Source organism: Flavobacterium branchiarum (genome assembly GCF_030409845.1).
GTDB classification, from domain to species: Bacteria; Bacteroidota; Bacteroidia; order Flavobacteriales; family Flavobacteriaceae; genus Flavobacterium; species Flavobacterium branchiarum.
In genome coordinates this window covers 1,959,706-1,976,389 of the sequence record NZ_JAUFQQ010000005.1, presented here as the reverse complement: position 1 = coordinate 1,976,389, position 16,684 = coordinate 1,959,706, and the positions used below count along the sequence as shown (strand labels likewise).

The window sequence follows — 16,684 nt, the reverse complement described above, 5'->3', positions numbered from 1 at the left end:
GTATTTTTCATTTAATAATTTGCACTATTTTTCAGATGGGGTTTAAGAAAAATAGTGCAAACGGCACTCTAAAATATTTATTCAGGAATATAATCTTCAAAAAAACAGAAGCTAATTTACCTGGAACTTTTTATAATTTTATACAATAATTTTTTTATTCGTTTTCAACTTTTACAATAGACATTTTCGCGTTGTATGGCTTATTACCTTTGGCTTCTAAAGCTTTACTCGCTTCTTGCAAATCATCATATTTTTCATAATAAATATAATATCTACTAGAACTTACGTTATAAAAGAAATTAATATTCGATTGACCTGCTGCTACAGTTTTGGTCAAAAATTGATCTCTTTTATCCGTACTATTATGAACTGCAACAATTAAGTAATAACCACTTTCAACATTCTTAATGTTCTTGATAATTTGCATGTTTGACTGCTCATCTCCAAAGTCAAAATCATTTGCCGTCAATGGTGTGCTACTCAGTTTTGTCGTTTCTTTTATACGTTTTAAAGTAGCGATATCTTGTTGGTAACGCCCTTGGTCATTTTCGAACGCAGCACGCTTAATTCTACGTTTTCTTTCTATTTCTGTTTCAAGTTTAATTTTTTCTAAACTTGCAATTAAGTTTGCGTTATCTCTTTCCGCTTTTAATTGTTCCGCTTTTAACGCCTCAATTTTGGTTAAATAACTTTTGTTAAGTGCATCATTTTTATTTGGCACTTTTTTAAGTCTTTCATTGTACAAACTTGTAAGTCTAGCAAGCGCATCTTTTTGTTCCTTATTAACTTGTGCTATTTGAAGTTTTAATGCTTCTAACTCACTGTTCTCAGACGCTACGCTTTTAAAAGGCTTCGGTTCTTTATATATTCCTTTTTCACTTAAATCATTTTCTTCTTTAAGATCATTAAGGTCTTTTTGTTTATTGGCTACTGTTGCGTTCAATTGACTCAATAAATCTGTTTGTGTTTTATAAGAACTATCAAACATATTGGTTAAGTTATCCATTGATTTAGCAAGTGCATCTTTGGCAGCGTTAGCAGCTGCATTAGATGCTGCAAGTGCATCGGCCGCTTGTTTATCTTTTAATGCTTGTTCTTGAGCAAGTTTAGCCTGAAGCGCAATAGCATCAGCTTGCGCTTTTGCGTCAGCTTCTAATTTTGCTTTTGCATCGGCATCAGCTTGCGTTTTTGCATCTGCTGCTAATTTTGCTTGTAAGGCAATTGCATCGGCTTTTCCTTTGGCATCTGCAGCTAATTTAGCTTTCAATTCTGCATCGGCTTTTACTTTTGCTTCAGCAGCAAGTGCATCAGCATCAGCTTTGGCTTTTGCTTTGGCAGCAGCAGTTTCTTTAGCCAATAGTGCTGCAGCAGCAGCATTAGCTTTCGCATCAGCAGCTAACTTAGCTTGTAAAGCAAGTGCATCGGCCTTGGCTTTAATTTTTGCTTCGGCAGCAAGCTTTGCTTGTAAAGCATCTGATTCAGCCTTTGCTTTGGCATCTGCATCAATTATTGCTTTTAAATCTGCAGCTTCTGACTTGGCTTTCTTCTCTGCTTTTATTTTAGCATCTGCATCTAGTTTCGCCTGAATTGCATCTGCATCAGCTTTTGCTTTGGCGTCTGCAAGTAATTTTGCTTGAAGTGCATCGGCATCGGCTTTGGCTTTGGCATCCGCATCAATTTTTGCTTTTAGGGCAGTTGCATCAACTTTAACTTTTGCATCAGCTTCTAAACTTGCTTTCATTGCTTGAACTGCATCAGCTTTCGCTTTTTCATCTGCAACTAACTTAGCTTGAAGTGCATCGGCATCCGCTTTAACTTTAGCATCGGCTTCTAATTTTGCTTTCATAGCTTCTGCAGCATCGGCTTTTGCTTTGGCATCAGCAACTAACTTAGCTTGAAGCGCATCGGCATCCGCTTTAACTTTTGCATCTGCAGCTAACTTCGCTTGAAGTGCATCGGCGTCGGCTTTTGCTTTAGCATCTGCAGCTAGTTTTACTTTAAGTGCTTCGGCAGCATCCGCTTTCGCTTTAGCATCTGCAGCTAATTTAACTTTAAGAGCTTCAGCAGCATCCGCTTTCGCTTTAGCATCTGCAGCTAACTTCGCTTGAAGGGCATCGGCGTCAGCTTTAACTTTCGCATCTGCAGCTAATTTTGCTTTCATTGCTTCTGCAGCATCCGCTTTTGCTTTAGCATCAGCAACTAATTTTGCTTGAAGTGCATCCGCATCAGCTTTTGCTTTGGCATCAGCGGTTAATTTAACTTTGAGAGCTTCAGCAGCATCGGCTTTTGCTTTGGCATCAGCAACTAATTTCGCTTGAAGCGCAGTAGCATCTGCTTTCGCTTTAGCATCTGCAGCTAACTTAACTTTAAGAGCTTCGGCGGCATCGGCTTTTACTTTGGCATCGGCAGCTAATTTCGCTTGAAGCGCAGTAGCATCTGCTTTCGCTTTAGTATCTGCAGCTAACTTAACTTTAAGAGCTTCGGCAGCATCCGCTTTGGCTTTTGCATCGGCATCTATTTTTGCTTTTAGAGCAGTAGCGTCTACTTTCGCTTTGGTATCAGCTCCAAGTTTTGCTTGTAAAGCTGCAGCATCAGCTTTCGCTTTGGCATCAGCAGCCAGTTTTATTTTAAGTGCTTCGGTAGCATCAACATTCGTTTTTCCATCTGATGAAAGCTGTTTCGCTTTAAGTGCTTCAGCATCTGCTTTAGACTTAGCTGCTTCTAATCTTGCTTTCGTTGTAGCATCGGTTTTCGCTTTTGCTTCTACGGCTAGTTTAGCTCTGTTTGCAACAGCATCAGCTCTAGCTTTAGAATCTGCGGCTAGTTTAGCTCTAACAGCTTCAGCATTGGCTTTAGATTGGGCAGCTCTAGCTTGAACCACTTCTAATCTAGCTTGTGTTTCGGCATTAGCTTTGGCTTTATTATCAGCCGCTAATTTAATTCTTGCTTCTGCATCAGCCTTAAGTTTTGCTTGTGCATCTAATCTTGTTTGTGCTACTGATCCATCGGCTTTCGCTTTAGCCTCTGTGGCTGCTTTAAGTTTTTCCTCAGCATCTGCTTTAAGTTTAGCTTGAGCTTCTAGTCTTGCTTTCATTGCAGCAGCATCAGCTTGGGCTTTTGCTTCTCCGGCTAGTTTAGCTTTTTCAGCTCCATCAGTTTTAACAGCTGGTGTTGTAACCTTGGCTGGCGTTATTCTTTTAACCTCAGTAGGTGCAATAAGTGCTCCCTCATCCTCTTCATTATCGCCATAATAGTAACTTTTACTTTTGAATTTATAAGCAATAACAAATTCATGAGAAGCTCCAAAATTCGAAAAGTTACCTGTTCCTTTTTCGTAATTATATTCAATCGCAATTTTTGGTGTTACATTAACACCAAATCCTGCTGACATACCGTATAATGTATTGTAACCTGCTTGTGCCCAGAATCCTTTTGGAATAGAAATCATAGCCAATCCAGAAATTACAGTTTTATCTTTCTTAAATTCTGATTTTATAAGACCTGAAAATTTACTTCTGTCAAAAAATCCATAAGCATCAATATATCCCGTATACATAAGATGTGCTTCAACGGCTTGTTCTGGATTATCTTTCACCATTTCGGATGTGGCAAAATTGTATAACAATAGGTTATTTACAGACAATCCTACGTCTAAAAACGCATTTCCGTAGTTCACCCCTGGATTAATCATAAGCATTGAATTAGAAGGGATATTATCAATGTTAAGATTTGAATCGTTTGTAATAATCTTTCCTTGGTCCAGTCCGCTTTTATAAAATCCAACATTGGCTCCAAAAGTCAAATTGCTGTCTTCTTGAAGCATTACGTTGTGAGCAAAGTTTCCTACAATTCCAAAAGTGGTCATAAGACCATAGTTTTGCTGGAATAAACCAACACCTATTCCTTGATTTTCACTAAATCTTCCTGAATAACTAAACAAATAAGTCTGTGGTGCATTATCAAATTGTACCCACTGACGCTTGTTATAAAAACTAGCATAAGTATTTTGTTCTCTAACAAAACTGAAAGCAGGGTTAATTATATATCTATTAAATTTTAATGAATTTCTGATAGGTATGGAAAATGGAACAACTCCATCCCCTTTGACAGCGTCTTGAGAATAGAGTACTTGTGTTGAGCCGTAAAGAATAGTAATGAATAGTAAAATTTTCTTCATATTATTTAATTACAGTTATAGATCCCTTTTTTTCATCACTACCTTTTTTTATAATGTAATAATAAACTGGATTTATATTTTTGAAATCTTTTATTTCCCATTTAGTAGGATCATAATCCACTCCGTTAAACATCACCTCTCCTTGTGAACTAACAATCATAACATTTGTTTCTGCATTTTTATAATCAGTAGGTAAATCCCAAGTGTTAAATGCGCTACTTAGGCTTACTATATTCGGAATATTTTTGAGATTTGAATTAGTATCTCCTACTACAAAATTAAATTCTTGAGTTGAAGTACAGCCTGTAGTTTGAGCAACAGCAACTTTATAGTTACCAATAGTGTTTATCAAATACGTATCTGTAATTGCATCAGGAATAAGAGTTCCGTTTAAGTACCATTTATAAGAAGGGGCAACGGCATCATTAGTAACGATAACGTTTAATGTCTCGTTAATTTCGGTATCAATTGTATTACTATTTGGTACATTAATACTTGCGGCAAAAGATCCTTCACTTTGCAAATTAATTGAACCGTTTGCAGTACATCCTCCAAAATCAATTTTTACGGTATATAAGCCACTAACGTTTGTATCGTAAGTTGGTTTATCTGATACTAAAACATTGTTACCAGAACTATCTTTTTTAAACCATTCGATTTTTACTCCACCAGAAACACTTAAAGTAGTGCTTCCGCCGTTTGGACAAAATGGATTCCCAAGACTTGATGTTATAGCTGTACTAGAATTTGTAGTAGATTCTGAAACGGTTACTTGATTAGAATAAGAATCCGAACTTAAGATACAAGCACCATAATTAGTTCTAGCATAATACACTCCTGGTTGCGTAACTGTATAGCTACCGTTAGTAGCGGTAGCTACTAATGTTTCAGGCAAAATAAGTCCGTTGTTTTTATACCAATTATAAGTTAATCCAGAATGTTTTAAAGGCGAATCATTAAGTGGTCCTCCAGGATTATCAATAGTTAAAATATAACTACTTCCTGCGCAAAACGCAGCAACAGGAATAAAATTATTTATAGTGAATTGGGAGTTATGAACTCTATAGTATGCTGGAAATTGAATAGAAGGCTGACCAGTAGAAGCTGGAGCAGTAGCTTTTATTCTAAGTCTATATTTTTCTCCTGCCGTATTAGTCGGAAATGGGAATTTCATTTTACCCGGTGATGTCATAATTTCACCAACAGCAGAGGTATAAACTACCGTTGCGTTAGTAAAACTTCCATCAGGAGCAGATAATTCTACTATAAACTGATTAGTCGCCATCAATCCCGCAACTGGTGAAAAATTAAAATTCACTTCGTAGCTGTTATATCCTGGACTAGCACAAGCTGGGTTAAAACTAAACGTCGGTTGCCCAATAGATATTTGTCCGAATACATTTGTGTTGGCGCAGAAAAACACACATAAAAAAAGAAAGATTATGCGAAGATTAGTAGGTAAATCTTTAATCATATTATACGCTCTTTAATTACATCAAGATCAAAAAATAGTAAACTATCTATAAATGTTTCTGAGAAATCATATTTACAGTTTACGTTTAATGCATTTACAGAATTATTCGATGAAATAGACGACGATTGGGGATCGGCATTAATTTCATTTGAACTATTTACTACCGCTGAATTTATAGCAAAGTAATCCATGGGGACAGATTGCTTTACTATAAACTCGTTTGTAGCACTTAATTCTAAAATTGAGGAAGAGCAAAGACTCTCTTCAACAGTTTCGCCATTAGGAAGAAAAGAAACGATAGGTTTTTCGTTTGTTGACTCTTGAGCGAATGTATTATTAGCTGTTATAAGTAATCCTAATAACAACATGTATGGTATTTTTTTACAAAGTGGGGCGGTCATTTTTTATATCTTATATGTTTCCAATTAAAAACTATAACTCTTTTTACGACTAATCAGTTAAAAAATTAAGACTCTAACAAATAGGTAGGTTTCTATTTGCTTGATGCTGTAATTTTACCGATATTAAGTCTAAAGTCAGGTCTTTTTGGATTCGATATATCTATAAAAAATTCATTATTATTACTTTGAGAATAATAGTTAGAGAACATTGTGTTACCGTACCAGTTCTCTAGATCCTCATTGTTAGAATTATATTCTGAAAAAATATTTCCTTTACATTGATTGAAATACATTTCTTCAAATTTTAGTTTCTTCAAATTAGCATCATTTATTTCAATTTTGCTATCTAATACAACCGCTGGATTAAATCCAGAAATCACACTTCTCTTAAGCTCAATAGCTGCATTATTACCAACATAAATAGCTTCTTTTACCAATCCAGATTGAATATCTGCACTAATATTATCACTATCGTTTAACATTGTAATGTTAGAAGCAGTAACCAAAGTTTGCTTTTTAGAAAAGTCTGTTTCTTCTTTTTTATCATAAGATAAAACTTCCATACAACGAGATCCTTCTTTATTACTAGTTAAATAAGAAGATCTAACTGCTAATGAATTGTATACTTTACATTGTGTTCCTTGAGTAAATTTGAAATCGTTATTGATTGTTTTATAAGAAACAAATTTTGTAAGATTTAAATCACCACCAATCATATCAAATGAATCACCTCCTGAGAAGCTAGCCATTACATTTTCTAAAGTTGTTTTGTTTCCAACTCCTGCTAATGTTAAAGCATTGAAGTTTCCATTACCTTTTACTTTTTTACCAGCAAATTCAATTCTAACGTATCTTAAAATACCTGAATTTGATGCAACATTGTCTCCACCATAAGTTGTTAACGATGGATCAAGATCGTAATTAAAAGATGAAATGTTTCCAAATTTGTTTATTGGAGCATCTCCTAAAATTACAATTCCTCCCCAGTCTCCAGCTTTTTTAACTCCTTTGTTTGAAGTAAAAACAATAGGATCAGTTTCTAAACCATCAGCAATTATAGAAGCTCCTTTAGTAATGACTAAAGTACCTTTTGATTCATAATCACCAATTATTAATGTACCTGGCTCTATGGTAAGAACAGCATTGTTTGTTACGTAAACATTACCTTGAAGAACATATACATTCCTCTTTAACAATTTTGTATTTACAGTTATCTTTCCTGCCAAAATTTGATTAGCTTCACTATAATCAACTTTGTTTGGTTTAAATTCAGTCCAGTTGTTCAACCAGTTGCTATAACCCATTATTCCTTTTTCTTGCTGTGCTTGTACGCTACAAAAAGTAAAAAGGGCAATCCCAATAATTTGTAAAGATTTTTTCATCGTGGTATGTTTAAATATTAACAATAATTATTATTAAGTTAATGAAAATTAAAAAAACTCATTTCGGTATTTTCTTGATAAATCAAAGAAAATACCGAAAACGAGTTGCATATATCCTGAATCTCATTCAACAATACGTATAATGCTGAAGAGAATTAAATAGGCAAATAATTATTCTATATTTTCGTTGAATAAATGCAATGATTTTATCGTGTTTTCATAGAATAAAATCCCTGCAATTAAATTATTTTTATCTGAGTAAGGCATCATTTTTCTTTCAAATTCTACAGTTATATCAAGGAATGAATTTGATGCTGCTAATTGAGCGTCTTGGATTTTTTTGTTTTCACTATCTGTAGGTATACCAAGATCAGCCATGGTAACTCCTGGCTTAGTAGCCAATGCAATAAATGGTAATGTTTTCACTAAAACTTTGATACGCTCAATGTATAGTTCTAAAAGCTCACCCTTTTGCATCGTTTTTAATTCCTTTTGATCATGGTATTTTTTGATAATTGCCGATGTACTAATAATACTTTGAGGAGCATTCTTAGCTTGAGATGATACCATCTGTGTTGACAACGTTAAAAAGATGCTTAAAAAAATAATTTTCCCTTTCATAAATTCTATTTTAAAAATTCAATTATAAAAACAAAAATATGTAAATAAACTTAACTCGCAATTTTTATTACCCTTTTTTTAAATAAAAAGAGACAAAATCAAATGAAAAAAAGCCACAAAACGACTAAATATGTTCTTTTATCGGTTTTTTTTGGTCTGTAACTTAAAAACAACTATATAGTACTAAAATGGTTTTTATTAAACTAAATATCAATACATTAAAATAGTTTTAATTAACATATAATCTTCATTTAAAATACAAAAAAACATTGAATTAACAAGAATAAACTGTTTTAATTCCTGTTTGTCTATTATTTGCAAAGATTATCTTATTTATCACAGAAACAAATAAGCAAAAAAAGCCCAAAAAAGGTAAAAATCTATTAAAAACAACTTTTGCAGTCAAATTGTATTTTTTTTATTAACAAATTAAAACTCGGATTAAGGAGGTAAACTTTGTAGATGAAAATTTTCGACTAAATCATTTTCTATTATCTTTGCTTCATGCAATTTTCTGAAATTTTAGGGCAAGACCACATCAAAAACCATTTAATAAAAACTGCTTCTACGGGAAGAATTCCTCATGCACAATTATTTATCGGTCAAGAAGGATCTGGAACTTTACCCACTGCCATCGCATACGCACAATATATATTATGCGGAAATTCTGGTCCTGATAATGAAAACGGGAATACATCCTGTAACTTAAAATTTCAGTCCATATCACATCCCGACTTACATTTTATATATCCAACAGTAACTACCGAGGATGTAAAAACGAAACCTAAAAGTTTAGATTTTATACAAAATTGGCGCAATTTTATTCAAGAGACGCCTTATGGTGGTTTATTTGATTGGTATAAAACCCTTGGCGTTCAAAACAAACAAGGTGAAATTCGGGTAGAAGATGCTCAGGAAGTGTTAAAATCACTTGCATTAAAATCTTATGAAGGCGGTTATAAAATTATGATCATCTGGATGGCAGATAAAATGAACATCGCAGCTTCTAATAAACTTTTGAAACTATTAGAAGAACCATCTGATAAAACTATTTTTATTTTAATATCGGAAAACGAAGAATCTATCATTCAGACCATTCGTTCGCGTTGCCAAGTATTGCATTTTAACGGATTAAGCGAACAGGTAATTGCCGATGCATTAGTTTCTAAAGAAAACTTAGAACCTAATGTAGCATTAAAAATAGCACATCAAGCACAAGGTAACTACAACAAAGCTTTGCATTTGACAAAAAATGATGAGGATGAGTATCCATTTGAACAATGGTTCGTAACATGGGTTCGTGCAGCATTTAAGGCAAAAGGAAACGCAGCCGCAATTCAAGATTTGATTACCTGGAGTGAGCAAATTGCAGGTTTAGGCCGAGAAAGTCAAAAAAAATTCTTGGAGTTCTGCATCGAAATGTTTCGTCAAGCCCTTTTACTTAATTATCAAGCTCCAAGTTTAGTATATATGGAGCCTAAAGTTGAAAAATTTAAACTAGAAAATTTTGCTCCATTTGTAAATGGAAATAACATTAACGATATATTCAAAGAACTATCTGATGCGATGTATCATATTGAGCGTAACGGAAATGCAAAAATTATTTTAACCGATTTATCCATAAAACTAACCCGTTTAATACATAAAAAATAAAAAGATGAACAATATTGCCTCGATTCTAGTTTTAGTTTTCTTAGCTGTAACATTTCTCCAATCTGGTTACGACAAAATTTTTTATTGGAAGGATAATGTAAGCTGGCTTAAAGAGCATTTTGCAAAAACTCAACTGAAAAATCAAGTTCCACTTGCTCTATTTAATATCCTTGTTTTAGAATTGATATCGGGAATACTTTGTATAGTAGGCTCCATTCAATTGTTTACAAATAGCGGTAGAGAATATGGTTTGTATGGCGCAATCTTCTCTTGTATTACCTTGATAATGTTGCTTTTCGGTCAACGATTAGCCAAAGATTATGATGGCGCAAGAACTATTGCTATTTACTTTATCCCTGCGGTTGTAGCGGTATTTTGGCTAACTTAGTCCGGAATACTTAAATCAAATAATAGTATTGAAAACAAACAACACTATTATTTGATTTAAGTGCCAAATTCTATTCTTAAAAAATATGAAACCCTCAAATTTAGAAAAATTATTTTTTCCCATTTTTCTTCTTTTATCACATTACTCTATAGTTACTGCTCAAGAATTTTATGTCGAGGATTGGAAATTTGGATTAAAAGATCCTACGGGAAATATTATTATTACAGCAAAGTATGACACAATGGAATTCATTGAAAATGACCTAATTGTAGTATCTATAAATGAAAAAATTGGTTTGCTGACCCAAAAGGGAATAGAAATTGTCACGCCAAAATACGATTATATTTCTGATTTTAAAGATGGGTTTGCATTTGTAAAACAAAACAAAAAAATCGGTTTTATAAATACATCTGGGACAGAAATTACTCCGATAAAATATAATTCCGTTGTGTATGAATTTCATAATGGATTTGCTGTCCTACGCATAAATGAAAAATGTACATTTATTGACACGACTGGAAGGGAAATCATTTCACCTAAATATCAATCAATTGGAAAATTTGAAGAAGGATATACCTATGTGTTTTCTAATAATAAATTTGGTTTTATAAATTCATTAGGCGCTGAAATAACTCCCCTAAAATATGATATTGTTTATGACTTTAAAAATGGAAATGCTGTAGTTAAAATTAACGGCAAATCAGGATTAATTGATAAATCAGGAAAAGAGATTACTCCACTAATATATAACAATATTTACCCAATTAACAATCTCTTTATAGTTAGTATAGACTCCAAAAGTGGCTTAATAGACAAAAGCGGAGCAGAAATTACAGCTATAAAATATGATCTGATTTATCCAGCTGAAACTATTAATAATACAAAAATTATTCAAGTAGAGATTGATAATAAAAAGGAATTATTAGACGAAAAAGGTATAGAAATTACCCCTGTGAAATAAGATAAAATAAGATACTTCAACAATTATGCTGCGTTCATCATAAATATAGATTTATTAATGAGCGAGCAAAAGAAATAGTTGCTTCAAATTATAATTAAATCGCTCCTTTTACATGGAGAAAAAAAGCATTAAAATAAAACTCAATTTTATGAAAGGTCTAAAATTAACCAAGTACTTACTTTTGCTAACAATAGCATTCGTATTTCAAACAAAAACAAACGCACAAGAAGCATATTTAGATCCCGAAACTATGAAATGGGGCTTAATAGATGATAATTATGATTATATCATAGAACCAAAATATGATAAAATGTTTGCTCCCGAAGAAGGATTCTATATTGTCGTTTCAAATAATAAATATGGATTTATTAACTCTTTAGGTAAAGAAATTTTAACCCCAAAATATGATGAAATTTACTCACCAAAAGACGGTTTCTTTGTTATTAGTGTGGGTGAAAAACGTGGCGTTGTAGATAGTAACGGGAAAGAAATTGTCGCTCCAAAATATGATGACATTTATGTTTATCAAGAAGGGGTAGCTATTGTGGTTTTAAACGAAAAACAAGGTTTAATAAATACAACGGGAAAAGAAATTACTGCGATAAAATACGACAAAATATACGGATCCAAAGAAGGAATATCTATGGTTGTGCTCAACAACAAAACTGGATTTGTAGATAGTAATGGAAAAGAAATTGTAACACTAAAATACGATGATGCCTTTGGTTTTAACAACGGAGTTGCAATAGTTGGAAACAATAACAAATGGGGATTAATTAACACTAAAGGAAAAGAAATAACCCTATTGAAATATGATAAAATTTATGGCCTTGAAGGTGATATTTCTCAAGTTACGCTAAACGGAAAAACAGGCTATCTAGACATAACAGGCAAAGAAGTTGTACCAATAAAATACGATATTATTTATGCTTTCGAAGAAAATTATGCTCCAGCAAGTATTGGGAATAAATGGGGATTAATTAATAGAAAAGGAGAAGTTATCATTCCGTTTAAATACGACTCAATGACCTGTTTTTGTGGAGAAAGAACAGATGTAGAACTTAACGGAGAAACATTTTCAATCAACATTAAAGGAGAACGAATTTAAATATTTGAAGGATTTATGTTAATCTAAAAATCCAAGAAGGCTGCACACAAAAAGCCTAATTATTGATTATATTTGACCCAAATAATAAATTTTAATGTTTAATAATTAAAACATTAAAAATCAACAACATAATAATTACAATGAAACCAAAACATCCTTTAGAGTCTTTAACAATATTAACCGATTTGGTTTTACCGAGCGAAACTAATCCCTTAAACAATCTTTTTGGTGGCGAATTATTAGCCCGAATGGATCGTGCTGCAAGTATTGCTGCTCGAAGACATTCACGCCGAATAGTAGTTACAGCATCTGTAAATCACGTAGCTTTTAATAGAGCTATTTCACTAGGAAGTGTAGTAACTATTGAGGCAAAAGTATCAAGATCGTTCAAAAGTTCAATGGAAGTTTTTATAGATGTTTGGGTAGAAGATCGTGAATCAGGAAATAGAACAAAAGCCAACGAAGCAATTTACACTTTTGTTGCTGTAGATGATAACGGAACTCCTGTTGAAGTACCACCAATTGAACCAGAAACGGAACTTGAAAAACAACGCTTTGAAGCTGCTTTGCGTCGTAAACAACTAAGTTTACTATTAGCTGGTAAAATAAAACCAGAAGATGCTACTGAACTTAGAGCACTTTTTCTATAAAAAAACTATCTCGGTAAGAGAAAATAAATCGAGTTGCAACTTCAAAAAAAAGAAGTAATTTTACGTCGATTACAAGCCAAAACAAATGAAATCAATACGTTATAAATGTATCGATTTAGTATAAAAGAATTATAACAATTTAGATGAAAGAAAAGATGAGTTCAGAGAAAGAAGCCAAATTAAAAGCGCTACAACTTACGCTTGATAAACTTGATAAGACTTACGGAAAAGGAACCGTAATGAAAATGGGCGATAAAGCCATAGTAGAAGTAGAAACAATTTCATCAGGTTCATTAGGAGTAGATTTAGCCTTAGGGGTAAACGGTTATCCTAAAGGAAGAATTATAGAAATATACGGGCCAGAATCTTCTGGAAAAACAACGCTAACATTACACGCTATTGCCGAAGCTCAAAAAGCGGGTGGAATTGCTGCATTTATAGATGCTGAGCATGCTTTTGATAGAAATTATGCTGAGAAATTAGGAATTGATATTGAGAACTTAATTATTTCTCAACCAGACAACGGGGAACAAGCACTTGAAATTGCTGAGAACTTAATTCGTTCAGGAGCTATTGATATTGTTGTAATTGACTCGGTTGCTGCATTAACTCCAAAAAGTGAAATCGAAGGAGAAATGGGAGATTCAAAAATGGGACTTCATGCTCGTTTAATGTCACAAGCACTTCGTAAACTTACAGGAACAATTAGTAAAACAAACTGTACGGTATTCTTCATTAACCAGTTAAGAGAAAAAATTGGTGTAATGTTCGGAAATCCTGAAACAACAACGGGTGGTAACGCCTTGAAATTTTATGCTTCGGTACGTTTGGATATTCGTCGTTCATCTCAAATTAAAGATGGTGACAACGTAATTGGTAACAGAACCAAAGTAAAAATCGTTAAAAACAAAGTGGCTCCACCATTTAAAACTGCAGAATTCGACATTATGTACGGAGAAGGAGTTTCTAAAACTGGAGAAATTTTAGATTTAGCTGTAGAATTTGAAATCGTTAAGAAAGCAGGTTCATGGTTTAGCTACGGTGATACTAAATTAGGACAAGGTCGTGATGCAGTTAAATCACTTATTAAAGATAATCCTGAATTAGCAGATGAGCTAGAAGTTAAGATTAAAGCACATATCAAAGAATTGGCAAGTGCCTAAAAACAAAAAACCCGAAATCAAATTTCGGGTTTTTTTATGCTTTTTACGCAACCTTTTCTAAAAACGACATCTACATAAAGAATTACTGATTTTGAGCCTAAAAAAGCTTGTATGTATTAATTTTTTAAACTTAAACAATGAAAAAGAAACTGGAAACGTTATTCCAACAAAACTGGATAACAAAAAGAAAAATTAGACGAATCATGAATTTTATTTCTCAAAAAATCATTCATCGATAGGATAACAATTACTTTTAGGAATTTATACTTGATTGTTTCTTTTGTAAAATAATGTCTTCTTTAAAAGTTTTTTTTACTAAAAACTAGTAATTGCTTATAAATAAGATCTCTTACCTGATCACGAAGTTCTTTTCTATCTTCTGGGCGTAGGGCTTTTGTTTCTATAAACGAATGAATTTTCACTCTCATTTTCCCTGGGCTACCACTAAAGAAAGTATACGAAAATCGCTTTTTATTGTCAGCATAAGTAATCGGAACAATCGGAATATGATGCTCTATTGCTAAACGGAAAGCACCGTCTTTGAATTCATCCAAAATAATCGACTCATCGTCTGGAACTCCTCCTTCAGGAAAAATACAAATACTTAAACCCTGATTCAAACGTTTCTGAGCACTGTTAAAAACGTCCATTTTGCTTTTTGAAGATTTTCTATCAACCAAAATGCAGGTTCTTTTATAGAAAAACCCAAACAAAGGAATCTTAGAAAGTTCTTTTTTTCCAACAAAAACAAACGGATTTTTAATAATTGCCAACGTCAACATGATGTCTGTCATCGAAGTATGATTAGCAACAATCATATAACTTTTACTAGGATCAAGTGCTTGCTCCTTCTCTACTTTGTAATAAAATCCCATTCCGAAAAGGATAAATTTCGCCCAAATCCTCGCCATTCTAAAGAAATATGGATACCCACTTTCGGTAAGAATCGATAATACTAAAAATGGAAACATTACCAAAATTGGGATGGCCATTAAAACATAGAACCACACGCGCCAAAGAACCCAAAAAACAATTTTTAAACCTTTCATAAATCCAAAAGTAATAAAATGAATGTGATTTAAATTAAAAGAATTCACATTAGGAAAAACTTTGCGAACTTTGCAGTTAATTAAAAATAAAATTTGCAGACTTTGCAAAAAACTTTGCGAACTTTGCAAATAAGAAAAAAATTAGCATGGCAAAAATACTTACAGGCGTACAAAGTACTGGAACGCCGCACTTAGGCAACTTATTAGGAGCAATTATTCCTGCAATCGAATTATCTAACAAACCCGAAAACGAATCATTTTTGTTTATCGCCGATTTACATTCGATTACACAAATAAAAGATGGTAAAACTCTAAGAGATAATACCTTTAGTGTTGCTGCTACCTGGCTTGCATTAGGTCTGGATATTGATCGTGTTACTTTTTACAGACAATCTGATGTTCCACAAACAACAGAATTAAGCTGGTATCTAAGTTGTTTTTTCCCTTTTCAGAGATTAACACTTGCCCATTCTTTCAAAGATAAAGCAGATCGTCTAGATGACGTAAACGCAGGTTTATTCTCTTATCCAATGTTGATGGCTGCCGATATTTTGCTTTATAATGCAGAGTTTGTGCCAGTAGGAAAAGATCAATTGCAACATTTAGAAATTACTCGAGATGTTGCTTCTCGTTTTAACCACCAAATGGGAGAAACATTTGTTATTCCTGAAGCTAAAATTCAAGAAAACAGCATGTTAATTCCTGGAACAAATGGAGGGAAAATGAGTAAATCAGCAAATAATTTTATCAATATATTTCTAGATGATAAAGCATTGCGCAAACAAGTAATGAGTATCGAGACTGATAGTACACCACTTGAAGATCCAAAAAACCCTGATACTTGTAATGCATTTGCAATTTATGCTTTAATGGCTGATGAAAATCAAATTGCCATTATGAGAGCCAATTATTTAGGTGGAAATTACGGTTATGGTCATGCTAAACAAGCTTTGTTTGAGTTGATTACCGAAAAATTTAAAACGGAAAGAGAAAAATACAATTACTACATCAATAACCTTGATGAAGTAGATGCTTTACTTAAAAAAGGAGCCGAAAAAGCAGCAGTTATTGCTAATGAAGTTCTTGAAAGAGTACGAGTTAAACTCGGATTTGGAAAATAAAAATTAACCAAGGACATGACAATTCAAGAAGCAATAGAAGAATTACAGTACCAAAGTGGGAACCATGATAGCTTTGAAAGCGAAAGATGGGAAAATGGTTTTTTAGGTCAATTACGCCCTTACAAAGGCGTTTTACATGAAAAAAATTACCATTTAATCATTCAAGCTATGAAGGTACTCGCACCTGAATTGGAGAAGGATTTTATTGATAAAAACATAATTAACTCACTTTGGGGAATTTGCCATTTAGGCAGAATGTGGGCTATTCATCCAGAAGGTATGTTACAGCGTAATAACCTAATAAACGAACAGCAAACGTCACAAATTGATAATTGGATAGTTGATGTATCTTATGTTGCTTTTTGTTTGCTAAGCGGGACTGGTTCAGATGAAGCTTTTTCAGATTATGATAAAGAATATGATTCCTGATTAAAACATCAACTTACTGCTATTACAAAACAAACTTATTAGAATGAGTTAAACTATAGCTCTAGATAAGATTATAAATACAAACCACACATAATCAAGCCCTTTTA

Annotated in this window: 14 protein-coding genes; 8 read left to right on the top strand and 6 right to left on the bottom strand. The window is 33.1% G+C overall.

Annotation, left to right across the window (positions count from 1 at the left end):
- Positions 1-154 precede the first annotated feature (154 nt).
- From QWY99_RS20595 to QWY99_RS20575, 5 genes are all read right to left on the bottom strand, one after another.
- Positions 155-4,177 (bottom strand): PorP/SprF family type IX secretion system membrane protein, encoded by a 4,023-nt coding sequence (locus QWY99_RS20595; RefSeq protein ID WP_290267610.1) that lies wholly within the window; start codon positions 4,175-4,177, stop codon positions 155-157.
- 1 nt (position 4,178) lies between these two features.
- The gene (locus QWY99_RS20590) at positions 4,179-5,651 is read right to left on the bottom strand and encodes a gliding motility-associated C-terminal domain-containing protein (protein ID WP_290267608.1); all 1,473 of its coding nucleotides are present in this window, start codon (positions 5,649-5,651) and stop codon (positions 4,179-4,181) included.
- Positions 5,648-6,052, bottom strand: coding sequence for a hypothetical protein (locus QWY99_RS20585; RefSeq protein ID WP_290267606.1), 405 nt, complete (start codon positions 6,050-6,052; stop codon positions 5,648-5,650). Before QWY99_RS20585 ends, QWY99_RS20590 begins: the two co-directional genes overlap by 4 nt.
- A gap of 92 nt (positions 6,053-6,144) precedes the next feature.
- Positions 6,145-7,434: a beta-helix domain-containing protein gene (locus tag QWY99_RS20580; RefSeq protein WP_290267605.1), complete on the bottom strand. Its 1,290-nt coding sequence runs from the start codon at positions 7,432-7,434 to the stop codon at positions 6,145-6,147.
- Positions 7,435-7,605: 171 nt separating this feature from the next.
- The gene (locus tag QWY99_RS20575) at positions 7,606-8,055 is read right to left on the bottom strand and encodes a hypothetical protein (RefSeq protein ID WP_290267603.1); all 450 of its coding nucleotides are present in this window, start codon (positions 8,053-8,055) and stop codon (positions 7,606-7,608) included.
- A 504-nt stretch (positions 8,056-8,559) separates the two neighbouring features.
- Between QWY99_RS20575 and QWY99_RS20570 the strand changes: the two genes are divergently transcribed.
- The 6 genes from QWY99_RS20570 to recA all read left to right on the top strand — a co-directional run bounded on the left by QWY99_RS20570 (position 8,560) and on the right by recA (position 13,978).
- A complete protein-coding gene (locus QWY99_RS20570) occupies positions 8,560-9,708 on the top strand; it encodes a DNA polymerase III subunit (RefSeq protein WP_290267601.1) in 1,149 nt (382 codons plus the stop codon).
- 4 nt (positions 9,709-9,712) lie between these two features.
- The gene (locus tag QWY99_RS20565; RefSeq protein ID WP_290267599.1) at positions 9,713-10,096 is read left to right on the top strand and encodes a DoxX family membrane protein; all 384 of its coding nucleotides are present in this window, start codon (positions 9,713-9,715) and stop codon (positions 10,094-10,096) included.
- Between the two features lie 85 nt (positions 10,097-10,181).
- Positions 10,182-11,057, top strand: a complete 876-nt coding sequence (locus QWY99_RS20560) for a WG repeat-containing protein (RefSeq protein ID WP_290267597.1) — start codon at positions 10,182-10,184, stop codon at positions 11,055-11,057.
- Between the two features lie 148 nt (positions 11,058-11,205).
- The gene (locus QWY99_RS20555; protein ID WP_290267595.1) at positions 11,206-12,165 is read left to right on the top strand and encodes a WG repeat-containing protein; all 960 of its coding nucleotides are present in this window, start codon (positions 11,206-11,208) and stop codon (positions 12,163-12,165) included.
- Between the two features lie 140 nt (positions 12,166-12,305).
- On the top strand, positions 12,306-12,815 hold the full coding sequence (locus tag QWY99_RS20550; protein ID WP_290267593.1) for an acyl-CoA thioesterase: 510 nt from the start codon (positions 12,306-12,308) through the stop codon (positions 12,813-12,815).
- A 155-nt stretch (positions 12,816-12,970) separates the two neighbouring features.
- On the top strand, positions 12,971-13,978 hold the full coding sequence (gene recA, locus QWY99_RS20545) for a recombinase RecA (protein ID WP_129541129.1): 1,008 nt from the start codon (positions 12,971-12,973) through the stop codon (positions 13,976-13,978).
- Positions 13,979-14,277: 299 nt separating this feature from the next.
- Here recA and QWY99_RS20540 read toward each other — a convergent pair whose 3' ends face one another.
- On the bottom strand, positions 14,278-15,027 hold the full coding sequence (locus QWY99_RS20540) for a lysophospholipid acyltransferase family protein (protein ID WP_290267591.1): 750 nt from the start codon (positions 15,025-15,027) through the stop codon (positions 14,278-14,280).
- A 146-nt stretch (positions 15,028-15,173) separates the two neighbouring features.
- Between QWY99_RS20540 and trpS the strand changes: the two genes are divergently transcribed.
- Both trpS and QWY99_RS20530 read left to right on the top strand, forming a co-directional pair.
- Positions 15,174-16,148 (top strand): tryptophan--tRNA ligase, encoded by a 975-nt coding sequence (gene trpS / locus QWY99_RS20535; protein WP_290267588.1) that lies wholly within the window; start codon positions 15,174-15,176, stop codon positions 16,146-16,148.
- A 15-nt stretch (positions 16,149-16,163) separates the two neighbouring features.
- Complete coding sequence (locus tag QWY99_RS20530) at positions 16,164-16,577, top strand: hypothetical protein (RefSeq protein ID WP_290267586.1); 414 nt, start codon at positions 16,164-16,166, stop codon at positions 16,575-16,577.
- Positions 16,578-16,684: the final 107 nt, after the last annotated feature.